Below are 21,939 nucleotides of genomic sequence, written 5' to 3'. Positions count from 1 at the left end.
CTTATGATGTTGTTCTCAAAACGCGTCTTTAGAACCGAAAAGGACTCTAACTGTTTTGAAAAGAATATAAATGTCGAACAGGATTCCTCTTTTCTCGATATATTTCAGGTCTAGATCAACCATTTCTTCAAAGCTTAATTCATTACGTCCGCTTACCTGCCATAATCCGGTACATCCCGGTATAACACTTAGACGCAATTTGTCACGTTTAGTATATTCTTCGACTTCTCTTGGCAATGGAGGACGTGGTCCAACCAGACTCATATCACCGCGAAGTACATTCCACAATTGTGGAAGTTCATCGATACTCGTTTTACGAATAAAGCGTCCGATACGAGTAATACGTGGATCGTCTTTCATTTTGAACATCGCACCCTGGATTTCATTCTTCTCTAATAGTTCTTTCAGACGCTCTTCGGCATCCGATACCATTGATCTGAACTTGTACATCCTAAATGGCTGTTCATCTTTACCGATCCGTGTCTGATAGAAAAATACTTTTCCTTTGGAGTCCTCAACTTTAATCAAAATGCCAAGTACAATGAAGAGCGGTGACAATACAATCAGACCGAGCAATGAGCAAAAGATATCCAACATGCGTTTCATCAGTACATAAAAACGTAATCTAGCTGACGTTTTACCAACATGTCTTGCATAAAATTCGCTATAGTTCGCCCAGGCTTCCGCTTCACTCCCTTGTCTTGGAGTCATTAGCTATCACCTCTTACCACGAGCAACTCTTCTTGCAGTAACTCTCTTTCCAATGTTTCTTTAAGAGAACGCAATAAAGGTGCTTTCAGGTCTTCGTTTCGTAACGCAAATTCGATCGTTGTTTGAATAAAACCTAATTTTTCACCTACATCATAGCGCGTACCCTGGAAATCATAAGCGAATACTTGTTGCAATTCATTTAAGCGTTGAATCGCATCTGTCAGTTGAATCTCTCCACCTGCGCCTACTTCTTGCTCTCCTAGAAATTCAAAGATTTCCGGTGTAAGCACATAACGTCCCATAATTGCTAGATTGGATGGTGCTTGACCTGCTGGCGGTTTTTCTACAAATTGGCGAACTTGATGAAGTCGACCAAATTGTTCCGACGGATCAATAATTCCATATCGATGTGTCTGATCTTCAGCAACGGTTTGTACACCGATAACTGATTTCTCAGTGAGTTCGTATTGTTCAATCAATTGACGTGTACAAGGCGTATCGGATTGTACGATATCATCACCCAATAACACGGCAAATGGTTCGTCTCCAATAAAATTACGTGCACACCATACTGCATGCCCTAATCCTTTTGGCTCTTTCTGCCGAATATAATGTATATCGACTTTAGAAGACTTCTGAACTTCATCCAGCAAATCCAATTTGCCTTTTTCCAACAGAGTCGCTTCTAATTCAAAAGCATTGTCAAAATGATCTTCAATCGCACGTTTACCTTTACCAGTTACGATAATAATGTCTTCAATACCCGAAGCGATAGCTTCCTCAACGATATATTGGATCGTTGGTTTATCTACGATCGGTAGCATTTCTTTCGGCATAGCTTTGGTAGCTGGCAAAAAGCGTGTGCCTAGCCCCGCCGCGGGAATGATAGCTTTACGAACCTTCTTCATAAAATCACGCCCTATCCTGTTTTTTTTGTTTTTGTGCATCATGCTGGCCAAGTTGCAGGTATGTAAGCATTTCGATCTCAACCTTTTCATAGAAGGTGAGGTCGCTGCTTAGAGCCTATTGTTGCGGTAGGAAGTCTGAAGACAGGAGTTATATTCTCTCCAATGGTTTTTTACTATAACGCACATCTTCAGCATCTTCATATTCAGGCTCTCTTACATTATAAGAATGCGGGCATTTAACCCGTCCTCACCATCATACCCTTGACGATAAACGTCTAAGGCTACTTACATAGCCCACAGCATGACCGAGTATCTCCAGTGATATGGGTGCAGGAGACATTACCCCAAGCTTGACCTATATAGTTGTAAGTCAATTATTGCTCTTCATGATAAGCCGTTGATAATGTTTTGCGACTCGCTTGATTGAGTACCGCTCCTAATACATGAGCACCTACAAATTCAAGACTTGCTGTCGCTTTGACAATATCTTTACGACTGGCTCCACCTGCTTTGATAACCATGACAACACCCTCACATAGCGGCGTCGCTACCTGTGCATCGGTAAATGGTAACAAAGGCGGTGTATCGAGAATTACAAGATCGTATTCGGACTTCACTTCTTCCATTAATGCTTCCATCCGTTTAGAACCCAAGATTTCAGAAGGATTCGGAGGTACAGCACCGGAAGTCATTACACTCAGATTCAATGTTCGTGTCGATTGAATCGCTTTGGATAGATCGTCTTTATCAAATAACACATTGGATAACCCGATATTGTTAGAAATGTTAAAAATACGATGCATGGCTGGATTACGTAAGTCTCCATCAATAATGAGTACGCTACGCCCTGTCTCAGCATACGCTATAGCTAGATTAGCAACAGTTGTACTTTTACCTTCGCCCAATGTAGCAGAAGTGACGATAATGCTTTTCACTTTGGCATCCAATCGGGAAAAATCGATATTTGTACGCAGACCTTTATAAGATTCTGCGATCAATGACTTTGGATTCTCTTTGGTAATTAACGGCCATTTAAGTGTGGTTGGCACGTTCTCCACCTCCTGTAAACGGCTTAGCTGGCACTCTCTCTTTTGCCGTCATGTCTTCTTCTTTCATTTTGGCAATCACTCCAAGCACAGGCATTCCGAGAACATCGCGGATATCTTCCTCGCTTTTGATGGAATCGTCCATATACTCTAACAAGAAAGCAATAGCGATACCCACAACCACAGACAATACTAATGCAATAAGAACAAATAACATTGGACTTGTTGTAATCGGTGCTGTAGGAACACTAGGATCTGCTTTGTCCAAAATAATAATGTTGTCAAAATTCATTAATGTTGGAATCTCACGTTGGAACACGGCTGCAATCGCATTTACTTTTTTAGCAGCACCTTCATACGAAGTATCCACTACCGATACAGACATAACTTGTGTTTCATTGACTGCATTCACACTCACCTGATTGATCAACTGAGAAGCGTTAGCATTCAAATCTGGATACTCTTTTACCACTTTGTTCATAATGGCAGGCGTTTTAATAATTTCTTTGTAAGTTTTGATTAACTGAATATTAGAGTTGATCGCTCCGATATTAGCGGTTGTACTATCCTCACCTGCTGTTGGACTACTGTTTACAACCAATTTGGCTGTAGCACTGTATTGCGGGCTATTTGTCATATAAGCGTACACGCCAGTTCCGACCGTAATCACCACAATAATCAAAAGTACCAACCATAATCGCTTTTTAATAATATTAAAATATTGTTTAATCTCCACAATCCTACCTCCAATTACGTATAAGTTGAACGAATCTTCAGGCTACGAACCTATGCGACCGTTCTTTATGTGTATATTGAATGACTTCAACACTCCTCCTATTTTGAAAATATCCCCTGATGACCAATGCCTAACATGACTCCACCCAAGTTGTATCACAATCAGTTACAGTCTGTCATTTATTTATTACAAATTTGTAACATAGTTTGAATAAGAAATAACGGCGTTCACATAATTCCTAGATTACGAGAGATAGCCGTCTATTGTGACTGGGTTGGAATCGCTAGAGTATCACAACTCTGTCCATAAATCTAATTGTGTGTACTGCAATAGTAGGAAACATCTTAGGTGCCGAGGTTAGCAAATGTTGTAACTTCTTCATCAGCCACATGATCCGGATACACCTGATAGGGGTTTGACGGAGTTTGAAAAAAGGTTTGTGTATGAAGTGGTTGTTTAGCTGCCCATTGAGTTGAAATAGCTGTCCATTCACTTTGACTTGTCTCCAACACTTCTTCGCTAACGGATGTCCTTGATTCTATATGAGTCTTTTCTTGAAGCGGACCGTCAATCAATCGAATCAGCATAAATACTTCTTGAGGCGTACCCTCCATATCAATACCTTTAAAACTGATTTTCATCACGCGCCCACCTCTCTTAAAATGATTTTATAATTTCATCGCATAATAGCTAAGCTTCTAAATTATTACATTTGTGTAATATGATTTCCAATCCAAAAGTTATTCGTTTTGAATAACTCCTGCGCTCATTATAATGCGTTCTGAAAATTTTGTAAACCTCTTTCAATTGCAAATTTTCTTACATTTTACTTTTTTAGGCAATTTACTTCTCTTGTTTTGTGATAAATCCTTCCAAAGTACCGCCATTATTTATATGTTTTACAAGATCATCTGCACTGGCTGTTAGACCCGATTGTTTGAAAAGTAAGTCTACTAACACAGCAACATTGACTCCATTTTGCGTATTTGTATGCAAAGGACGATATGTTTTACCTTCATAAATGCCATACTGATGGGATATTTCTTTAGGTAATGGAGAAGTTGCTTTCGTAAGCCATTCATTGACATCAAAATCTTTATTGCTTTCTTTTTCCTGTTTGAGCGATGGATCTACGGAAAGTTTATGAAAGAAAGCTTTAACACCATTCCGCTTTTGAATCCACTGATCATTAAGGACGTTCTGGTTTCTCACAGTTATTTCCCTCCTGTTAATCCTGTCTCTTTTTATTCGTTTCGCATAATTATAAAATAGGTTATCTGAAAATCATGTCGAAATCTAGTATAAAAATAAAACTTTATTTATTTAAATTTCGACTTTCTATCCCTTTTGAACTGAGCAGAAAGCAACACTAAATGTCGGATGACTATACCTAAGACTCACTTTATTTGAGCAAAGTATCTAAATTGAGTCTTATTATCTAGTTCCCAATCGAATAACAGGTAACTAATTAAACAATTCAAATTTTAGGTTTATAGCCTATTATCTTCTTTACATGATTATAATTAGGAGTATAAAGTCTAAATAGTTGTCATTATTCCATTTCTTCCACTGTATTACTTATGTTACGATTGAATTGTTCAAAAGGCATAATGGAGCATTACCCCAAAGTAACGTGAATTATTCATAAATGCTAAAAGAGAGGAATAAAGAACTATGGGATTGTTAAAAGAATTTAAAGAGTTTGCGGTACGCGGTAACGTGATCGATCTTGCAGTTGGGGTTATTATCGGAGCGGCTTTTGGTAAGATTGTCACTTCTGTCGTTAATGATATCATCATGCCTCCTGTTGGGAAATTGCTCGGAGGAACTAACTTTTCAGATTTATTCTGGGACTTAGACAAAACGTTCAGTGGTTCTACAGCAACATATGCTTCTCTTGCAGAGGCTCAGCAAGCAGGAGCGGCTGTTATCGCATACGGACAATTCATTAATACGGTTATCGACTTTCTGATCGTTGCTCTATGTGTGTTCCTATTAATCAAAGGAATCAATATGATGAAACGTAAAGAACACGAAAAGCCTGCACCTGAGAAAACTACACGCGAATGTCCATACTGTATGACTGAAATTTCAATCAAAGCCAGTCGTTGCCCGCAGTGTACATCCGAGCTACATAAGGCACATGCGTAAATATGCACAAAAAACCTCTTTCCATCAATACGGAAAGAGGTTTTTTTATATAATCAGAATAGATTGCAACCTTGTAATCATTTTTCTGCTCCCTCTGTATCATTATACATATTAGATAGGGCGATTAGAGGTAGGCAACAAGTTGGACAGTATTCCTTTTAAATCCCGATCTTCTGTAAACTTTTTATCACCGGTATCCAGTTCTTTTATACGAATATGCTGAAAAGGAGCAGGCGACTGTGTAGGCATAAAGCGTAAAGAATCTCCTCTGTCTGCGGTCACTTCATATTTCATATCTTTGAACATTTCTTCCAACTGTTCTGTTGTAGGTGCTTTGCCATCTTCGACAAAAACAAGACCTCTTAACGCCTTCACTTCATGGTCATGAATAACATCAAATTTTACAATACATTCCATTGTTTCTCATCCTCTCCGTATATTAGTATTTCTTCTCTGTAAGAACTCTACTATTATAATAGTAGAAAGTCGTTTTTTTTACGTAGCCAAAACAACTTATAATTCAATAATAGAACAAATATGTGCTGTTTGAATATGAACTATTTAACTTTGAAGGGAAGTGTCACCAAATGGTAACAACTGAAATGCTCGATATCTATGATGAACAAGATCAACATTTAGGTACATGTGAACGCTCTGAGGTTCATCGACTAGGACACTGGCATCATACTTTTCATTGCTGGTTAATCCGGGATACTGTTGAAGGAAGACTATTGGTTTTTCAAAAGCGTCATCCTGATAAAGATACTTTTCCTGATATGTATGATATTACGGCTGCTGGTCATTTATCTGCGGGTGAGACGTTTATAGATGCTGCACGCGAAATTCAAGAAGAATTAGGACTTCCACTTCGTTATGAGCAATTAACTCATGTATTGGATATTCGTGATGAGACATTTGGAAGTACTCGTCATGGAGCATTTATAGATCGTGAAGTCAGCAGTGTATTCGGTGCATTCAGTCCGTATGAACTTCCTAAGTATCAATTGCAACAAGATGAAGTCTCCGGTATTTTTGAAGCGCCTTTACAAGCCATGATCGAACTTTATCAAGGAAAATGCAATGAAGTGATGGCTTCTGGGGTCTATACGACAGATACCACAGCAACGATTCACAAGCTCACTGTACATCGTGAACAATTTGTTCCTCATGAAGGGCATTATTATATCGATGTTTTCCAGAAGCTGCTCACTCTTTAATCGATATCTTTGTGTACAAAGCTAGGCATATATTTATTTAAAATGTGTTCATATCCTTCTCCATAACGCTCAATCAGCTCAGCACCCAGGTCATTTTCAAGTTCAAACAGAATAATTTCCTGGGCAAAATGCTGAAGTAACAATTCTACCATCAATGGATGTTCTGTAACGATCGCTTGAGCAGGCAATTCATCGCCTCTCATACCTACAATACACCAACGCCGATCGACCACCAGCCAGAACTTGCGTCCCCCTTGTTGACTCGCAGTTAAAGGCAACATGCCTGAGAATTTCCCATCTTCGTCACCTTCAAAAGACCAAAGTACTCGTACACCCCGTTGTTCTGCTCGCTCTAATCCTTGCCTTGACCATTTGGCTTCTTCCCGCCATATTCCTGCTACAATCTCTTCGCTCGCTTTATCCAGTTCACGATTCAATGTCTCAATCACTTTACGTTCTCCTTCTACAATAAAGAAAGAAGGTTGTTCATGAGTTTCACTAGGCATATGTTGTTCTAAATAAGTTAATGATTCGCCCATCTGACCTGAGATCATCTGAGTAAATTCTTTGATCGGCATCATCGTATAACGAGCAGGTTCGCCTGGTGTCAGTTGGATCACTCCTCTTGATACCAGACGTTGCAGTGTAGCATATACATTCGATCTTGATACACCCAGTCGCTTAGCCACTTCATAACCGGATTGTGTCCCTTGCTGAGTCAGACTTACCATCACTTTGGCTTCCAGTTCAGTAAACCCTAGATGGCGTAAATGGTTAAGCAATTGTTCCATCAGGTGCTTCATCCTTCCCGATTGGTGTTCAGAAGATGTCTATTGATGTATTGCAGATACGATCATTATGCTTACCGAACAGTATAATATTGAAATTATAGCTGTTCTGCGCCGCAGTTCGGGCACCATTTGGAACCTTTTTGCAAAGAACTTCCGCATACCTGACAACTGAACATATCTGTTCCTAGTTCAGGTTCCATCTCTTCTTCGATCACTGGCGTAGATGTAGCTGTTGCCGCCGCAGGAATAATAGGCTTCTGCACAGGCTCTTGTTGCAACTCTTCTTTTTCCAGTTTCACTTTCGGTTCAGGTTGAGCAGGGTAATCTTCTTCATCCGGGTTCTCATCGACACCTAGATTTTCTTTCCATGAACGAACCAGACGATCCAATTCTTCTTGACGTTCATGTTCTTCACGTAGACGATCGGCACGACGTGATTCTTCTTCGTCCACAGTCATATCTTGTAACTCTTCATCTTCTTCGTCCAATTCTTGTTCATACTGAGTAGGATAGACGATAGGTGAATTACGTTCATCATCTGGATCATCGCCAAATCCTTGCTCACGTTTAGACGCAACAGGTAACTTTTCCATTTTGCGTCCACAATTTGGACAGAAATTAGCTTCTAACGATACAACGGTTCCGCATTCGCATACCCGTTCGTTTTTCAAAACAGCAATCTTCGTATGCACTTCATCGATTTCTTCCATAAGAAGATCACATGCTTTGCACAAATCAGTCATCTCTTCTTCAGCAAGAGACATATCTCCGGCACGGTACCCTTCGTAAAATACTTGTCCCATCCGCAAATAATGAACCTCAATCTCGCGTTCAATATCTGTCACATGACCGTTTAAGCGGTTAATCTCTACTGCATTCTGTGCACGCTCGGTCGCTTTACCTGCGCCGCTTTTGAGCCGTTGCAACAAATTCATGACTGTTCTCCTCCTCTAATTCACATCATTTCATCATGTTCTCATGGATGAATGATCGTTACCGTTTTCATTGAATTTTTCATATGAATATACTCGGGGTACTACTTCAACTGCTATCTATCCATTATAATAGAAGGATATGTATAGCAGTACCCGGATACGGGTTGCTTCTATCATACCAAATTTCTGCTGTACTTGAAAAAGATAAGCCGGAAAGGAAGATTTATCTGTTGAAAGACACCCTATGGCAAGATTACCCGAGACCTCAAGGTATTCAACCGCATACAACTGTTCCGGCTGCCGAAAGCGCACCTCGTGATACCAGTATAACCCTTATTTCGGATGAAGAGGACGATGCTTCGTTTTTCCGTGCTCTGGAAAGTCAGGGTATTTTACTGAACGCACCGCAAATTGAAGCTGTTCGTCATGGCACAGGTCCACTTTTGGCATTGGCTGGAGCAGGTTGTGGCAAGACGACTGTATTGACTGCACGTGCAGGATATTTACTCTCTGTACGTAACATAGATCCGCGTCAGATTTTATTAGTGACATTTACCACCAAAGCCGCTGCTGAAATGAAATCCAGAATTGCCGCTTTGCCCGGCATCTCCGCCGCCAAAGCACGTGCTGTTGAAGCACGTACGTTTCATTCATTTGGGCTATTGATGCTTAGACGATATGGCAATCTGAAAGAAGAAATCTTCGGTGATGCACGTGCCCAACATGCGGTATTGCAACGTTTACGACGAGAAATTGGTTCGACAAGCACCACTCCACCCGAGACGTTACTAGCTACCTTATCGGCGATGAAGCTAGATGGCGGATCCGCAGAGGATCTACCTAAAGATACGCCTGAAGAGCGAGATCGTTGCGCTTTACTTTGTCGTTATGAAGAATGGAAGCAAGAATATCGCCGGATCGACTTTGATGATATCTTGTTACGTACCGATATATTGTTAAACGATCCACATACGTTAGCAATATTACAGGAACGTTTTCAATATGTGATGGTCGATGAATTTCAAGATAGTAACCGACTGCAATACGGAATGGTTCGTAAAATTGCAGATGCTCATCGCAATCTTATGGTGGTTGGTGATGATGATCAGACGATCTATTCATTTAATGGAGCGAAGCAAGAATACATTTTGAATTTTCCGCAAGAATATCCGGGAACCAAAATTATTGCACTTGATATTAATTATCGGAGTCATCCGCAGATTCTAGGTCTGGGTACACATATTGTGACTCATAATACAGCTCGGCATCACAAAGTATTGAAAGCTGGCGTAGCCGCAGGACAAGCTCCACGTTATCTGCGTCCTGCACATGCCGATGCTGAAGCCGATCAAGTGGTTCAACGATTGTTAGAACAACAAAAGCAAGGGATTCCGCTAGGTGATATCGCTTTACTTCATCGCACGATAAGCGGTACACGAGCGATTGCAGAACGATTATTGATGGAAGATATTCCATTTATTCAATACGGTGAAGCTCCTGTTTTCTATGATCATGCACTGATTCGTCCGATTATGGATCATTTACGCTTAGCCGTTAAGCCTAGACGGATGGATGCTCTTCCCGGCGTGATTGGCCCACTCTATATCTCTAGAGATGCAGGGATGGATCACATTATGATGAAAGAACAGCAGCAATCCAAAAAGTATCCTTTGATTCATCTGTATCATTGGGATCGACTCAAATCTTTTCAGCGTCAACAAGTGAAAGATCGGATTGTGTTTCTCAAAAAAATCAAAGAAATGAAGCCACTGTATGCGATTCAAGAAATTCGGCGTGTATTTTATGATAAATTCGCCAGTGCAGACTTTAGTGGACCAGCGACCCGACACAAAGATACAATTCGTGAGACACTGGATGAACTTGAAAGTGCTGCTGGCAAATTTGCTACAGTAGAAGAAATGGTTAAATTCGCCGATGAATTATCTATGAAACGTGAAAAAATGACTGAACTACTCAAGCAAGAATCACCGCAAGGTGTTCATCTGATGACGATTCATCGTGCCAAAGGATTAGAGTTCCCTTGTGTGTATCTGCTGGGTGCTTCGGAAGGTATTTTACCGCATGAAGCGGCTTTGCAAGATTTTGCACCTGAAGATGTACGGGCTGCGCAAAACATGAAAGGTCCTGATAAAGAAGGGATACTGATGAAAGCCGCACTAGAAGAAGAACGCCGCATTGCTTATGTTGCTGTTACACGTGCCAAACAAGAGCTGTATGTGTCTTCGCCTGCAATGCATCATGGTAAAACAGTTGCGCCGTCACGCTTTTTGATCGAAGCGTTTAAATCCTAACTATTTGTAGTCTTTATGCAAATGTAATGCTAGCTCTATAGCCTTATATTTTGTTTCCCTTTTCAACCCATGTACAATAGAAATAGAGGTGAATCGTATGAGTGAATTAGACAAGATTATTTCGCTAGATCTAAACAATCTAGATTTAGCTAAGCTTAAAGAAATCAGTGAACATGCCGATACACTTAAACAATTTGAAGAGTGGAAAAAGCTACCGATTTTGTATGAGCTAGCATTAGAAGAATTGCAAAATAAAATCAAATTAATTCAAGCCGAATGGGAATTAACCGATGGCTTTAGCCCGATCGAACATATTAAGACTCGTCTTAAAGATCCCAAAAGTATGATCGAAAAGCTTGTTCGTAAAGGACTGGATACAACGGTCGAAAATATTTTTGAACATATTCATGATATTGCAGGTATGCGTATCGTGTGTGCTTTTGTGCAAGATATTTATCGCATGTTCAACCATCTTCAACAACGTGAAGATATCAAGATTATCGAAATTAAAGATTATATTGCTAATCCCAAATCCAATGGATATCAAAGTCTGCATGTCATTGTAGCTGTTCCACTGGTCTTAATGGAAGGCAAACGCTGGATCAAAGTCGAGATTCAGTTACGTACACTGGCAATGGACTTCTGGGCAAGTCTTGAACATATTATTTTCTATAAATACGACAAACAAGTCCCTGCACATATTGTAAATGAACTGACAGAAGCTGCCAAAGCCGCAGATGAATTGGATCTTAAAATGCTGAATCTGCGTAAAGAAGTCCTTTCGCTAGATGATTCTGTCACTCCTCCACCTCCATATGTACGCAAAGAATCATCAAATTAAGCTATAAATACACACCAAAAAGCATGCGATCTCCATCATAGGATGAGAATCGCATGCTTTTTAGTTCGTTTATGAGGCGACAGCTTCGAATGTAATTCGACTGACTTTCATTGCTCCGGCATCCCACTGATAATGCAAAATGGCTGTTCCGACCGCTTCACCATCTGCTAATTGAGCCGCCACTTCTGCGGTTAATGTATGATCTTCATCCAGACGATAATCAATAATATTGCCGAACTGAGGCAATTCATTTTTATCGGTAGCTTTCAAAGACAACTCGACCGCAGGCTGATCGGTGACAGTAGCTTTGACCGAAGATGTTCCTGATTGATGTACCAATGAAAAGGAAACATGCGCTTTGGTATACGCTAGTGCATCCTCAACAGTGATTTCAGTCTGCTCTTTGGTCTCAATCACATGGGCTTCGGATATGTATACACCTGTTCCATAGCCTTTAGTCGTGATCACAATCATCTCCGCTTGCCCGTCCCCATTCAAATCTTGTTCATGAATCATCGGTTCATAACCCGGGTTGCTTACTGTCTCCCAGTCATACTGTTGCGCTTGCTCGCCCTGACCTTCATCAATCGCTATGTTGTGATAGACACCGTTCTTCTCTTCACTCGCATACAGACTGATCTTGCCTTCTTGAACCAATGGCGCAACTGACGCTTCAACAGATGGAGTCGACTTCTGAATCGATGCGCTTGGGTTAAACGCACATCCGGTCGCTTCCAACAGTAAAATAGTAGCAAATACCGTCATTTTCCGCCGATGGTTCATAGCTTCCCTCCTTTATTTTTGAATCTGATCTTCATCAAAATATTCTTCAAGCGTAAGATTTTTAGCGGTAACATCTTGTGCTAAATCTTTGCCGATATAACGAATATGCCACGGTTCCCATGTATACCCTGTTAGGGCATCTGCACCTTTTTTGTAACGAATCACGAATCCGTACTCAGCCGCATGTTTGGCTAACCATTTGCCTTCTGCTGTTCCTCCGAAAGACTGCTCCAAGCCATACCCGATACCCGGACCCGATACATCTATGGCTAGTCCTGTCTGATGCTCACTGGTTCCCGGCTTAGCACTCACACGGTCAGTGTATGCTTGTCCTTTGGTCGCTACATTATTATTGTAAATCGTAACCTGACGTTTGTATGAACGGTACCCAGATACCGCTCGTAGATCCAGACCTGCTTTTTTGGAAGCTGCAAATAGTTTTTCTAATGCTCCTGCGGCTTCTTTACGCATATGGCTTTTTTCTAATACGCCGTCATATGAAAAAGCGACTTTCGGTACAACCAAATCAGGCGGAATATATCCGTCAGGCAGCGAACGTTTTTTGTTAACGATGACTGTCATTGATTCAGGATTAGTGATTACCATTTTGCCATTCATCTTTTTGATCGTCGATTGAAGAGAACTATCTTCACGCTGTTGAATCAATGGATCTACAGTGCTGGCTGTATTGCTCGCCGTAGAAGCAGTGCCACTGGTCGAACCTGTTGTCTGCGCAGTCGACGAATCGTTACCTGCTGTTGTAGCAGCTGTATTGTTGGTCGGAGCTGTCGTTGCCTGTTCTGCACTTGCTCCACAACCTGCTAATAAGACTCCTGATAACAATACACTTGCTGGAATAATCATGTTCCATTGCACACGTAATGGCTTTTTGGTATTCATTATAAATCTCCTTTATTTTGCAAAATGACTCCGCATCATACGTTCTGCCACCTGTTTGCGTACTTCTTGATAACCTATTCCGGCGCCTTGTACCCCTGGTAATAATGCTTGAATATCAGGTATTTGTAATTCTTTATTTTCGACAAATGGAATTATCTTTTTGGCGGTTGCGCCTTCTAATTGCTTATTCCACTTTTTACTCGATTGATTCAAATACGCTTCAATCTCTGCTAGTCCTTCTCCGGGTTGATGCAGTGTTCCGGCTGTTGCCGCTTCAGCAAGTAAACTGCCTAGATTCGGTTCATCTGAAAAAGGCTGTCCAGCCATCGTACCATCTTCTAGAGCGAATTCACTTTGAGCTTGTTCGGAGACATGTTTGCCCCAGATATGGAAAATATCTTTGGATAACGTCTGTGGACTCCAGCCTGCTAATTGCCATGCCAGCAAAGGATTCGCTGACAGACGTTCGATCGACTTTTGGATCACAGCTTGCACTTGCGGACTTTGCAATTCCCACTGACTTTCCACTTGTTGCACAGGTAGATGGGCAGAGGTGGATTGTTCTTTGAGATAAGGTGTATAAAGTAGTAAATCTTCTCCAGTCGAAGACCATTCATGTACATCTTGAAGCACATGTTTGGGCATCAGGTCGACGTCTTTGGTTGTCGCTGAAGGAGATTCCATATTTAACAATAGATACATACTCCATGCCGAAGCACTGAGTGATTCCAACATTTTTTGCTTTTCGTCTTCCGATGGAAGTGCAATATGCAAAGTTACATTTGAATCTTCAGTGGCTTTGGCTGTAGAAGGATAGACCTGAGCCTGAATCTGCCCTGTATGGACTTGCCAGTTGCTTACTGTCCATTCTATATCACTCATTCGTCAGCTCCCCATTCCGCAGATTGAAGAGATACCAATTGCTTCAATTCTTCATCTGACATTTCAGTTAGCCATTGCTCGCCTGTACCGATTACTTGCTCTGCCAGTGTTTTTTTACTTTCAATCAATTCATCAATACGCTCTTCTAGTGTACCCTGACAGATTAACTTATGCACCTGTACATTACGGCGCTGTCCGATCCGGAATACACGGTCTGTCGCCTGGTTCTCTACCGCAGGATTCCACCAACGATCATAGTGAATCACATGATTAGCTCGGGTTAGATTCAGCCCTACGCCACCTGCTTTGAGAGAAAGTACGAATAATGGAGGTCCTTGATCATTTTGAAAAGCATCGATCATTTCGTCACGCAATACTTTGCTGACTCCACCATGTAAAAAGAACGGTTCTTGTCCATAATGCTTACTCAGACGAGCAGTAAGCAGTTCACCCATTTCGACATACTGGGTAAAGACTAACGCAGATTCCCCGCTATCACGAATCATATCCAGCAGTTCAATCAAGCGCGCCATTTTACCAGAACGTTCTTGTTTGGACGTATCTGGCTTACCGTTACTGGCTACCAGATGAGGATGATCACAAATCTGCTTCAATTTGGTCAATGAAGAGAGCACAATCCCTTTACGTGTAATGCCTCCACTACTGCCCATCCGTCCTAACATTTCAGACACTACACTTTGATATAGACCAGCTTGTTCGACCGTCATATAACAATACGATTTGAGTTCGATCTTATCCGGTAGATCACGGCGAATATCAGGATCACTTTTCAGACGACGCAACATAAATGGAGCTACTAATTTGCGTAACGTCTGTAAGCGACTTTCCATCTCAACACCAGACGCATTATACATCTGACGGAACGATGAAGAAGTGCCCAGATATCCTGGATTCAAGAATTGGAAAATAGACCATAACTCACTCAAGCGATTTTCTACAGGTGTCCCTGTCATTGCAATTCGGTGAGGCGCGTTGAGTTTCATTACACTTTGCGCTTGTTTGGTACGGTAATTTTTAATATATTGAGCTTCATCCAAGACAATCGAAGCCCAGTGCACTTCACGTAAATCTTCTCCATCTCGTCCAGCTAAATGATACGTGGTGAGCACAATATCATGAGAGCGAGCTTCTTGTAGAAATTCTTCGCCACGTGGACGACGACTGCCGTGATGAATATAGAGATTCATTTCAGGTGCAAAACGTTCCAATTCACGTTGCCAGTTCCCGAGTAAAGAGGTCGGGCAGACGATAAGACGTGGGCCTGCGGAAGGTTGGTCTAACATACAAGTGATTACCTGTATTGTTTTACCGAGTCCCATATCATCAGCAAGACAAGCACCGAATCCTAGATCACGCATAGCCGCAAGCCATTGGAATCCTCGCTCTTGATAAGGACGTAGTGTTCCATGAAGACCTTCAGGTACTTGACGCACAGGAATATCCCGCCAAGCATTGCCTTCCATCAGACCATTCAACAACGATCCAGTCTCAATTTCAAAAATATGCAGACCATTCCATGAATTTTCGTCTTCATCCGCATAGATATGCATCAATTCATTGAACGAAATTTCGCCTTCTTCATGACGGCGAATAAAGCGCAATACCTGACGAATTTCGGTCAGATCGACTTCGATCCAGCCACCATCAAAAGGAATCAAAGGCACGCCGTTTTTAGCGATTTCCGCTAATTCAGCCACAGTTAATGTTTTGCCATCTAGAACAGCTTCCGGTTCAAAGGCAACCATCTGATTCATACCCAGACGGGATGTTTCTTCAGGTCCACGACTGCTGTCTTGTGGAGTTTTAAGTTTTAATTTGACTCCGCTACGGCGCTTACCTTCTCTTGTCCAGCGTGAAGGAATCTGCACAGCCACGCCAGATTTGCGCAATCTAGGCACATCTTCTTTGAGAAAAGTATAGACATCCGCAGCTTCCATATATCCACCTTCAGGGCTTGCTACTTCTAGAAAAGAAGCTACAATCGGTGAACGTTCTGCCGCTTGTCCGAGTTGAATTAAAATATGCTGTTGTACATTTTCATACGTACGACCACGTACGACTAACTCTGTATCATCATGCTTCCATAACACACCTACAGGTATCAATATAGCTGCATCGGATTCATCATCTGCCCAGAAAGACATTCGCCATTCTTGAGTGTTCGAGTACATCGCTTGTTCCGCAGGGGTAGCATCTGCTGAAACTGGTGGTTCCAATCGCACCACAAGGCGTAATTCCCCCTTGCGTTCTTCAACACTGTCCATTTCAGGCACAGGTACAGCGGCTCCATTATGTTCACGAATCTGTGCCGCCAGTTCAGCCATATCATCGGCTGTTCCTTGTACTGCTAGATCACCTGTCGCATCAAACATCGAGTTCCACCACAAATGAGCTTGTGGTGAAGTTCCGCGGCGGTAGGCTGCCATATAAGCTCTAAACTTGCCATAACCCGCATCACGGAACATACGCCGAATCTCGGCATCCATCACAGCGACCAAGAACGAATGCAGTACATCTGCACGTGCTTGTGCCGGACGATCCGGTTCTGAAGCAGGGAAAAGCGATAGCGCTGATAATCCGATCATCGGAATAGCATCTGCTAATTTGCCAAACATCTCACGGTCTTCCCCTTGTAAAAGAGGTTTCCATGTTCCATGTAATGTGGCTTGTGCACTGCGGCGACCTGTTCCTGCAATCACTGTGCTATCCGGCAAAATCTTACCTTCTCGCAATAGCTTTTGTGCAAATTGAACAGCTCTATGCCAGTAGCGCATCTCTCCACCCGGTGTAATTCCTTGACGTGCTAACAGTGCTTCATCCCAATTTAGTAGCAAATCATAAGCTTGCTCAGGGGATAAAGCGAGTCCTTCCACCATTCTACCTGGCAGGCGTTTGCTTCTTCCTGCGCGACGTGTAGGTACTTCTTTGGCACTTCCACCTGAAGGACCGAACTTCAATTCAGCTAGACGCAATCCAGATTGTGCAAACGGCTTACGACCGATTGGCATCTCTAGACGACGCATGACTTTCATCCAAGCATCGACCTTAGGTTCAGACATTTCACCGGAAAAACAAAAAAATACGTCTCCGATCCATATTCCATATAACGGTTGATCCATCTTTGTCTCCCGTCCATCTCAGTTACGTTTTCATAATAAGTGCTTATCTATACCAGCACGACTAAGTCAAATGAGAAAATGATTTTATCACCAAAATTCTGACAAACAACAATAATCTTTGTCAGAGTAGGTATCTTATCTATTATAAGGGTGGATGCCCAAAAATTCCAGATTTCCTACTAAAAAGACTGAGATTCATTTTAAAAATCTTAAAATGGCAATCACGAACATGGTAAGCTGTCTATAAATAGGAGTACAGAAAGAGAGGTTGTTATGCGAAAAATACTGGAAGTGATTGCAACAACGCCAGCAGATGCTATCATTGCAGATCAAGCAGGTGCAGATCGAATCGAATGGATAGCGACTCAACAAGAAGGAGGGCTTACACCCAGCCTAGACGTTATCGAACAAATGACCGAATCGGTCTCTATTCCTATCAATATAATGGTGCGTCCACATAGTCATCATTTTGTATATGATGATGCTGATCTAACGCAGATGGTACAGGATATCCGTCATATCTCTCATACGGATGTAGCAGCGATAGTCACTGGTGTACTAACTGCGGATAGGGAGATTGACATTATTGCATTAGAGCGACTACTGGATGCGGCAGATGGCAAGCCTTTTACGTTCCATCGTGCTTTTGACGAATTGGATGATCTAGAGCGAGGGCTGGAGATATTATCACGCTATCCTCAGATTACGCATATTTTAACTTCAGGGGGGCAACCTTCAGTGATACAAGCTACCGAGCCAATGATTACTCTGGATCGCTTAACCAAACAATCTCATATTCAATTGATTGCTGGAGCAGGATTAACTTTGCAGAATCTGGCTACCTTTATCAAAGAGACATGTATTCAAGAAGTTCATTTGGGTAGCGCTATGCGTATCAATAGCGATATTCAGCTTGCTCTTGATCCTACTCGAATCGCCGAAGCACAGCGTATTTTACAATTGAGTATTTAACATAGCAATTCGAGCCGCTCCTACCATGCCTGCATGATTCCCTAATTGTGCAGGCATTAATAATACCGGTCTACCGCCCAATTCTTGAATACGTTGAAGAAGCAATTCCCACCACGTTCCACGTGTAACAATTACACCACCACCGATCACAATCGCCTGTGGATCGAAGATTTGATCCATATTAATAATCGTATTTGCCAGATCATTGATCCATCCGTCTAATATAAATAATGCTTCTGCTGTGCCTTGCTTGGCTTCTCTCATCAAAGTATATGCATTCCAACCGGGTACATACTCATCTGCACGACGATGTAGTGCTGTGCCTGAGATATACTGTTCAACACATCCTTTTTTACCACAATTACAAGGTAAGCCTCCAGGGTGTAGAATCATATGCCCTAATTCACCAGCTCCTCCGTATTGACCGGAGATGACTTCACCATAGTGAACAAGCGCACCACCTACTCCTGTTCCGATCGTTAGCATGATAGAAGATTGCACCTGAGAAGATGCACCAATCCAATCTTCTCCTGCGGCAGCAGCATGAGCATCATTGACAATCCATGATGGTAGTCCTGTTGAAGCAGTAACCAATTCAGCCAGTCGCATTCCTTTCCATCCCGGCAAATTATCAGTCGCATCAATTACGATCCCACTTTCACGATCGATTCGACCTGCGGAACCGATACCGATACCATGAACGGAGATAAAGCGTTGTTTCACACTATCATAGACAATACTTTTGAGTTCATTGGCGATATATAAGACTCGTCCTAATATAAATTCAGCACCTTGTTCTGCTTGGGTAGGCAACTCCATACGTTCAATCATCTGTCCCTGCTCATTTACCAAAGCCCCTTTAATGCCAGTGCCTCCTATATCTATTCCGATCCAGCATGATTGCATGTATTCATCTCCAATATAAGTAGATTTCTATGTAATATAATCATCTAAGACAGTTCACATCTATTTTATAATTTATCAATCTAGTCTAAAAGCTCATTGGGGTAGTTATCATCATTATCGTCTTTTTATTTAAAATCATAAGTAAAAATGAAGATATCTACTTATATCATAACATGGTAAAAGGTCATCTCCTTCACCAATCTCTGTGAAAGAAATGACCTTTTTTTTAGACTTTTAGAATCCATTCATTTTGTTCGGTATCCAATACTTGAATTAAAATATCGCCACTTTGTTCATCCATACTCCAGCCTGTTTTCCCTTCAGCCAGATCATCCAATGTGATTGACTCTAGCCCTACAATTTCGGATGGCGTGAATTCAGGTTGACGTAATGTAAAGCGCAATTGATCACGTACAGCTACATATTCTCTATGAGCATAGCGCATCGACAACCGTAATCCATCGGTCTCCCCTTGTACACGAATATCCAGCTTTGAGTGCTTGCCATTTTCATAAGCAAATGTTTCTCCATCATCTTCATATAGACTGTATGCCGCAGTAAATGAATCATCTGCAATCGCACCATAAATATGGAATGTAATCGAATCGTCAGCTTGATCACCGGTATATTGACGTAAAGATCCTTCAACTACAATCGAACTTGCACGGATAAACATCGGTAATACATCCAGCGGAGCATCAACTAATATATGCGTGCCTCCTTGATGACGTTCACCTGTCCAGTAATCATGCCATATGCCTTCTGGTAAATACACTGCACGACAGTACGTATCCGGTCGGTAGATCGGTGCAATTAATAAATCGGCGCCTACAAGAAATTGATCACATAGATTCGTCACTTGTGGATCACGTGGATATTCTAGAATCAGTGGACGAATAATCGGCATTCCTGTCTGGGACGCTTCATGAAATAGATTGTACAGATGTGGTAACCAGCGATAACGTAGCCCGATATATTCACGCAAAACACCTTCAATCTGCTCACCAAACGACCATGGTTCCTGACGTGTTGTGCCCAGAGAAGAGTGATTCCGACAATACGGGAAAAAGGCTCCCATCTGCGTCCATCTTACCAATAACTGTGCAGACGTATGATGTGCGAATCCGCCAATATCAGGCCCTGCAAAAGGTAATCCGGATAGACCCATATTAAGTACCATGGGAATCGCCATCGCCATATGCTCCCAGAAGCTACGATTATCCCCTGTCCAGATAGCCGCATACCGCTGAATACCTGAATAACCTGCACGGGTCAAAATAAATGGACGACGACCATTCATATGATCTTTCATACCTTCATACGTCGCTTTGGACATTAATAATCCGTACAAATTATGCAATTCTTCATGTGTCATTGGCTTGCCATTATTTTTGTGAATCACATCCAAGTCCATCGTTTTCAATGTATTAAAAACAGCCGGTTCATTCATATCATTCCAGATGCCTTCTATTCCGAGTGAGGTATAATATTCATGCAATTGACCCCACCACTCCGCTGTTCGATTATCTGTGAAATCAGGAAAAGCACTGGTACCCGGCCATACATCTCCGAAATAGATATCTCCTTCTAAGTAACGGCAGAAATGATCTTCTTGCACCCCTTCACGATATACGGGATATTTAGGATCTTTTTTCACGCCGGGATCGACGATTGGTACGATACGAATCCCCATTTCCTTCAGTTCGGCGATCATACCTTTCGGATCAGGAAAGCGAATTTTATCAAACGTAAATACACGATAGCCTTCCATATAATGAATATCCAGATAGATCACATCACACGGAATATCTTTCTCACGGAAATCACGTGCTAACTGCATCACTTCACTCTGGTTCATATAACTATAACGGGATTGATGATAACCAAGCGCCCATTTGGGTGGTAAAGAAATACGTCCGGTCATAGCGGTATACCGACGAATTACATCTTTCAATTCCGGTCCATAGATAAAGTAAATATCGTATTCACCTGTAGAACATCCAATCGTATAGGCTACACCATGTGAACGCATATCAAAGTCTGAACGCCCCGGATTATCTAGAAAAATGCCATATGTGGTCTCGCCTTGCATATGCAGCAATAATGGAATCGATTCATACAACGCTTCGATCTCTGGCATATGTGGAGCATACACATCCGTATTCCACATCGTATACCGTTCTCCACGTTTATCAAGAAAGCTAGACTTTTCCCCTAAGCCATAAAAGTGCGAGCCTTCTTGCATATTGAACAATCCATTTGTTGCTCCACGCGGACTCCAACTGACTGTTTCTTGACGGGCAATCTCTTGACCATTCTTGTCTAACACCGTTAGTGCAAACGTTTGCCTATTGAGCAAAACTTGAATAACCGATGTTGTAAAAACAAGGTTTTCTTCGTTTTCTTCAACTTCTGGTTGGGATGTTTCTGTGCGAGGTAATATGGCTATCGTTGTCGATAGATCAGGATATTCTCCTTGAAATACTTTGAAGCGAAATTCGCCATCTGATAAAAAAATAAGGGCGGCATGACTGCGTTCTCCGTAACAAAGGTAAGCTCCATTATGTTCTTGCCAGCGAATCATATGCCCAAATGAGTTCCATGTTTCTTGCACGACAGGTAAGCCTGCTTTGTCCGGGTGTATCGCTTCGCTTGTATCTTCCATTCTACTTTTCCCCTCCACTTTAGCTTTTGGTGGGACATGATAT

20 protein-coding genes are annotated in these 21,939 nt (G+C 41.8%); 5 read left to right on the top strand and 15 right to left on the bottom strand.

Annotated elements, in window-relative coordinates; translation table 11 throughout:
• Window positions 1–15 precede the first annotated feature (15 nt).
• From PaeCFBP13512_RS17325 to PaeCFBP13512_RS17300, 6 genes are all read right to left on the bottom strand, one after another.
• Window positions 16–711 carry a sugar transferase gene (locus PaeCFBP13512_RS17325; protein WP_069329504.1) on the bottom strand — a complete coding sequence of 232 codons (696 nt, stop codon included), beginning with the start codon at window positions 709–711 and terminating at the stop codon, window positions 16–18.
• Window positions 711–1,619: a UTP--glucose-1-phosphate uridylyltransferase GalU gene (gene galU, locus PaeCFBP13512_RS17320; protein ID WP_069329505.1), complete on the bottom strand. Its 909-nt coding sequence runs from the start codon at window positions 1,617–1,619 to the stop codon at window positions 711–713. Before galU ends, PaeCFBP13512_RS17325 begins: the two co-directional genes overlap by 1 nt.
• A gap of 374 nt (window positions 1,620–1,993) precedes the next feature.
• Window positions 1,994–2,668, bottom strand: a complete 675-nt coding sequence (locus PaeCFBP13512_RS17315) for a CpsD/CapB family tyrosine-protein kinase (RefSeq protein WP_069329506.1) — start codon at window positions 2,666–2,668, stop codon at window positions 1,994–1,996.
• Window positions 2,652–3,401 carry a YveK family protein gene (locus PaeCFBP13512_RS17310; RefSeq protein WP_069329507.1) on the bottom strand — a complete coding sequence of 250 codons (750 nt, stop codon included), beginning with the start codon at window positions 3,399–3,401 and terminating at the stop codon, window positions 2,652–2,654. Before PaeCFBP13512_RS17310 ends, PaeCFBP13512_RS17315 begins: the two co-directional genes overlap by 17 nt.
• 344 nt (window positions 3,402–3,745) lie before the next feature.
• Window positions 3,746–4,042, bottom strand: coding sequence for a hypothetical protein (locus PaeCFBP13512_RS17305; protein WP_137224860.1), 297 nt, complete (start codon window positions 4,040–4,042; stop codon window positions 3,746–3,748).
• 202 nt (window positions 4,043–4,244) lie between these two features.
• The gene (locus PaeCFBP13512_RS17300; protein ID WP_069329509.1) at window positions 4,245–4,613 is read right to left on the bottom strand and encodes a hypothetical protein; all 369 of its coding nucleotides are present in this window, start codon (window positions 4,611–4,613) and stop codon (window positions 4,245–4,247) included.
• A gap of 462 nt (window positions 4,614–5,075) precedes the next feature.
• Here PaeCFBP13512_RS17300 and mscL point away from each other — a divergent pair, with 462 nt between their 5' ends.
• Window positions 5,076–5,552, top strand: a complete 477-nt coding sequence (mscL, locus tag PaeCFBP13512_RS17295; RefSeq protein WP_069329510.1) for a large conductance mechanosensitive channel protein MscL — start codon at window positions 5,076–5,078, stop codon at window positions 5,550–5,552.
• 111 nt (window positions 5,553–5,663) lie between these two features.
• Here the strand turns inward: mscL and PaeCFBP13512_RS17290 are convergent, their stop codons facing one another.
• Complete coding sequence (locus PaeCFBP13512_RS17290) at window positions 5,664–5,969, bottom strand: hypothetical protein (protein ID WP_069329511.1); 306 nt, start codon at window positions 5,967–5,969, stop codon at window positions 5,664–5,666.
• Window positions 5,970–6,139: 170 nt separating this feature from the next.
• Here PaeCFBP13512_RS17290 and PaeCFBP13512_RS17285 point away from each other — a divergent pair, with 170 nt between their 5' ends.
• The gene (locus tag PaeCFBP13512_RS17285; protein ID WP_137224858.1) at window positions 6,140–6,769 is read left to right on the top strand and encodes an NUDIX hydrolase; all 630 of its coding nucleotides are present in this window, start codon (window positions 6,140–6,142) and stop codon (window positions 6,767–6,769) included.
• Here PaeCFBP13512_RS17285 and PaeCFBP13512_RS17280 read toward each other — a convergent pair.
• Both PaeCFBP13512_RS17280 and PaeCFBP13512_RS17275 read right to left on the bottom strand, forming a co-directional pair.
• Window positions 6,766–7,560: a TrmB family transcriptional regulator gene (locus PaeCFBP13512_RS17280; RefSeq protein WP_137224856.1), complete on the bottom strand. Its 795-nt coding sequence runs from the start codon at window positions 7,558–7,560 to the stop codon at window positions 6,766–6,768. The genes PaeCFBP13512_RS17285 and PaeCFBP13512_RS17280 overlap by 4 nt on opposite strands.
• Before the next feature lie 95 nt (window positions 7,561–7,655).
• Entirely contained in the window at window positions 7,656–8,495 is an 840-nt protein-coding gene (locus tag PaeCFBP13512_RS17275; protein WP_137224854.1) for a hypothetical protein, read from the bottom strand.
• 230 nt (window positions 8,496–8,725) lie between these two features.
• Between PaeCFBP13512_RS17275 and PaeCFBP13512_RS17270 the strand changes: the two genes are divergently transcribed.
• Together PaeCFBP13512_RS17270 and PaeCFBP13512_RS17265 are read left to right on the top strand one after the other, a co-directional pair.
• Entirely contained in the window at window positions 8,726–10,807 is a 2,082-nt protein-coding gene (locus PaeCFBP13512_RS17270) for an ATP-dependent helicase (protein WP_069329515.1), read from the top strand.
• 97 nt (window positions 10,808–10,904) lie between these two features.
• A complete protein-coding gene (locus PaeCFBP13512_RS17265) occupies window positions 10,905–11,648 on the top strand; it encodes a GTP pyrophosphokinase (RefSeq protein WP_069329516.1) in 744 nt (247 codons plus the stop codon).
• 69 nt (window positions 11,649–11,717) lie between these two features.
• Here PaeCFBP13512_RS17265 and PaeCFBP13512_RS17260 read toward each other — a convergent pair whose 3' ends face one another.
• The 4 genes from PaeCFBP13512_RS17260 to PaeCFBP13512_RS17245 are packed head-to-tail and all read right to left on the bottom strand — an operon-like array spanning window position 11,718 to window position 17,353.
• Window positions 11,718–12,431, bottom strand: coding sequence for a hypothetical protein (locus PaeCFBP13512_RS17260; protein ID WP_137224852.1), 714 nt, complete (start codon window positions 12,429–12,431; stop codon window positions 11,718–11,720).
• A 12-nt stretch (window positions 12,432–12,443) separates the two neighbouring features.
• On the bottom strand, window positions 12,444–13,331 hold the full coding sequence (locus PaeCFBP13512_RS17255; protein ID WP_069329518.1) for a M15 family metallopeptidase: 888 nt from the start codon (window positions 13,329–13,331) through the stop codon (window positions 12,444–12,446).
• A 12-nt stretch (window positions 13,332–13,343) separates the two neighbouring features.
• Window positions 13,344–14,213, bottom strand: a complete 870-nt coding sequence (locus tag PaeCFBP13512_RS17250; protein ID WP_137224850.1) for a hypothetical protein — start codon at window positions 14,211–14,213, stop codon at window positions 13,344–13,346.
• Window positions 14,210–17,353 carry a DEAD/DEAH box helicase gene (locus PaeCFBP13512_RS17245; protein WP_137224848.1) on the bottom strand — a complete coding sequence of 1,048 codons (3,144 nt, stop codon included), beginning with the start codon at window positions 17,351–17,353 and terminating at the stop codon, window positions 14,210–14,212. Before PaeCFBP13512_RS17245 ends, PaeCFBP13512_RS17250 begins: the two co-directional genes overlap by 4 nt.
• 273 nt (window positions 17,354–17,626) lie before the next feature.
• Between PaeCFBP13512_RS17245 and PaeCFBP13512_RS17240 the strand changes: the two genes are divergently transcribed.
• Window positions 17,627–18,325, top strand: coding sequence for a copper homeostasis protein CutC (locus tag PaeCFBP13512_RS17240; RefSeq protein ID WP_137224846.1), 699 nt, complete (start codon window positions 17,627–17,629; stop codon window positions 18,323–18,325).
• Here PaeCFBP13512_RS17240 and PaeCFBP13512_RS17235 read toward each other — a convergent pair.
• Both PaeCFBP13512_RS17235 and PaeCFBP13512_RS17230 read right to left on the bottom strand, forming a co-directional pair.
• The gene (locus PaeCFBP13512_RS17235; RefSeq protein ID WP_137224844.1) at window positions 18,308–19,231 is read right to left on the bottom strand and encodes an ROK family protein; all 924 of its coding nucleotides are present in this window, start codon (window positions 19,229–19,231) and stop codon (window positions 18,308–18,310) included. The genes PaeCFBP13512_RS17240 and PaeCFBP13512_RS17235 overlap by 18 nt on opposite strands.
• A gap of 226 nt (window positions 19,232–19,457) precedes the next feature.
• Window positions 19,458–21,896, bottom strand: coding sequence for a glycoside hydrolase family 31 protein (locus PaeCFBP13512_RS17230; protein ID WP_137224842.1), 2,439 nt, complete (start codon window positions 21,894–21,896; stop codon window positions 19,458–19,460).
• Window positions 21,897–21,939: the final 43 nt, after the last annotated feature.

Origin of the sequence: Paenibacillus sp. CFBP13512 (assembly GCF_005233705.1) — a bacterium.
In the GTDB taxonomy this organism is placed as follows: Bacteria; Bacillota; Bacilli; order Paenibacillales; family Paenibacillaceae; genus Saccharibacillus; species Saccharibacillus nuruki.
The sequence above is the reverse complement of the archived record's forward strand: the minus strand, read 5'-3'. Positions and strand labels throughout refer to the sequence as shown.

Coding starts and splice junctions, on each gene's coding strand:
- PaeCFBP13512_RS17325 (WP_069329504.1), bottom strand. CDS start 711: ATGACTCCAAGACAAGGGAGTGAAGCGGAAGCCTGGGCGAACTATAGC.
- PaeCFBP13512_RS17285 (WP_137224858.1), top strand. CDS start 6,140: ATGGTAACAACTGAAATGCTCGATATCTATGATGAACAAGATCAACAT.
- PaeCFBP13512_RS17280 (WP_137224856.1), bottom strand. CDS start 7,560: ATGGAACAATTGCTTAACCATTTACGCCATCTAGGGTTTACTGAACTG.
- PaeCFBP13512_RS17245 (WP_137224848.1), bottom strand. CDS start 17,353: ATGGATCAACCGTTATATGGAATATGGATCGGAGACGTATTTTTTTGT.
- PaeCFBP13512_RS17265 (WP_069329516.1), top strand. CDS start 10,905: ATGAGTGAATTAGACAAGATTATTTCGCTAGATCTAAACAATCTAGAT.
- galU (WP_069329505.1), bottom strand. CDS start 1,619: ATGAAGAAGGTTCGTAAAGCTATCATTCCCGCGGCGGGGCTAGGCACA.
- PaeCFBP13512_RS17260 (WP_137224852.1), bottom strand. CDS start 12,431: ATGAACCATCGGCGGAAAATGACGGTATTTGCTACTATTTTACTGTTG.
- PaeCFBP13512_RS17230 (WP_137224842.1), bottom strand. CDS start 21,896: ATGGAAGATACAAGCGAAGCGATACACCCGGACAAAGCAGGCTTACCT.
- PaeCFBP13512_RS17255 (WP_069329518.1), bottom strand. CDS start 13,331: ATGAATACCAAAAAGCCATTACGTGTGCAATGGAACATGATTATTCCA.
- PaeCFBP13512_RS17290 (WP_069329511.1), bottom strand. CDS start 5,969: ATGGAATGTATTGTAAAATTTGATGTTATTCATGACCATGAAGTGAAG.
- PaeCFBP13512_RS17250 (WP_137224850.1), bottom strand. CDS start 14,213: ATGAGTGATATAGAATGGACAGTAAGCAACTGGCAAGTCCATACAGGG.
- mscL (WP_069329510.1), top strand. CDS start 5,076: ATGGGATTGTTAAAAGAATTTAAAGAGTTTGCGGTACGCGGTAACGTG.
- PaeCFBP13512_RS17275 (WP_137224854.1), bottom strand. CDS start 8,495: ATGAATTTGTTGCAACGGCTCAAAAGCGGCGCAGGTAAAGCGACCGAG.
- PaeCFBP13512_RS17235 (WP_137224844.1), bottom strand. CDS start 19,231: ATGCAATCATGCTGGATCGGAATAGATATAGGAGGCACTGGCATTAAA.
- PaeCFBP13512_RS17305 (WP_137224860.1), bottom strand. CDS start 4,042: ATGAAAATCAGTTTTAAAGGTATTGATATGGAGGGTACGCCTCAAGAA.
- PaeCFBP13512_RS17240 (WP_137224846.1), top strand. CDS start 17,627: ATGCGAAAAATACTGGAAGTGATTGCAACAACGCCAGCAGATGCTATC.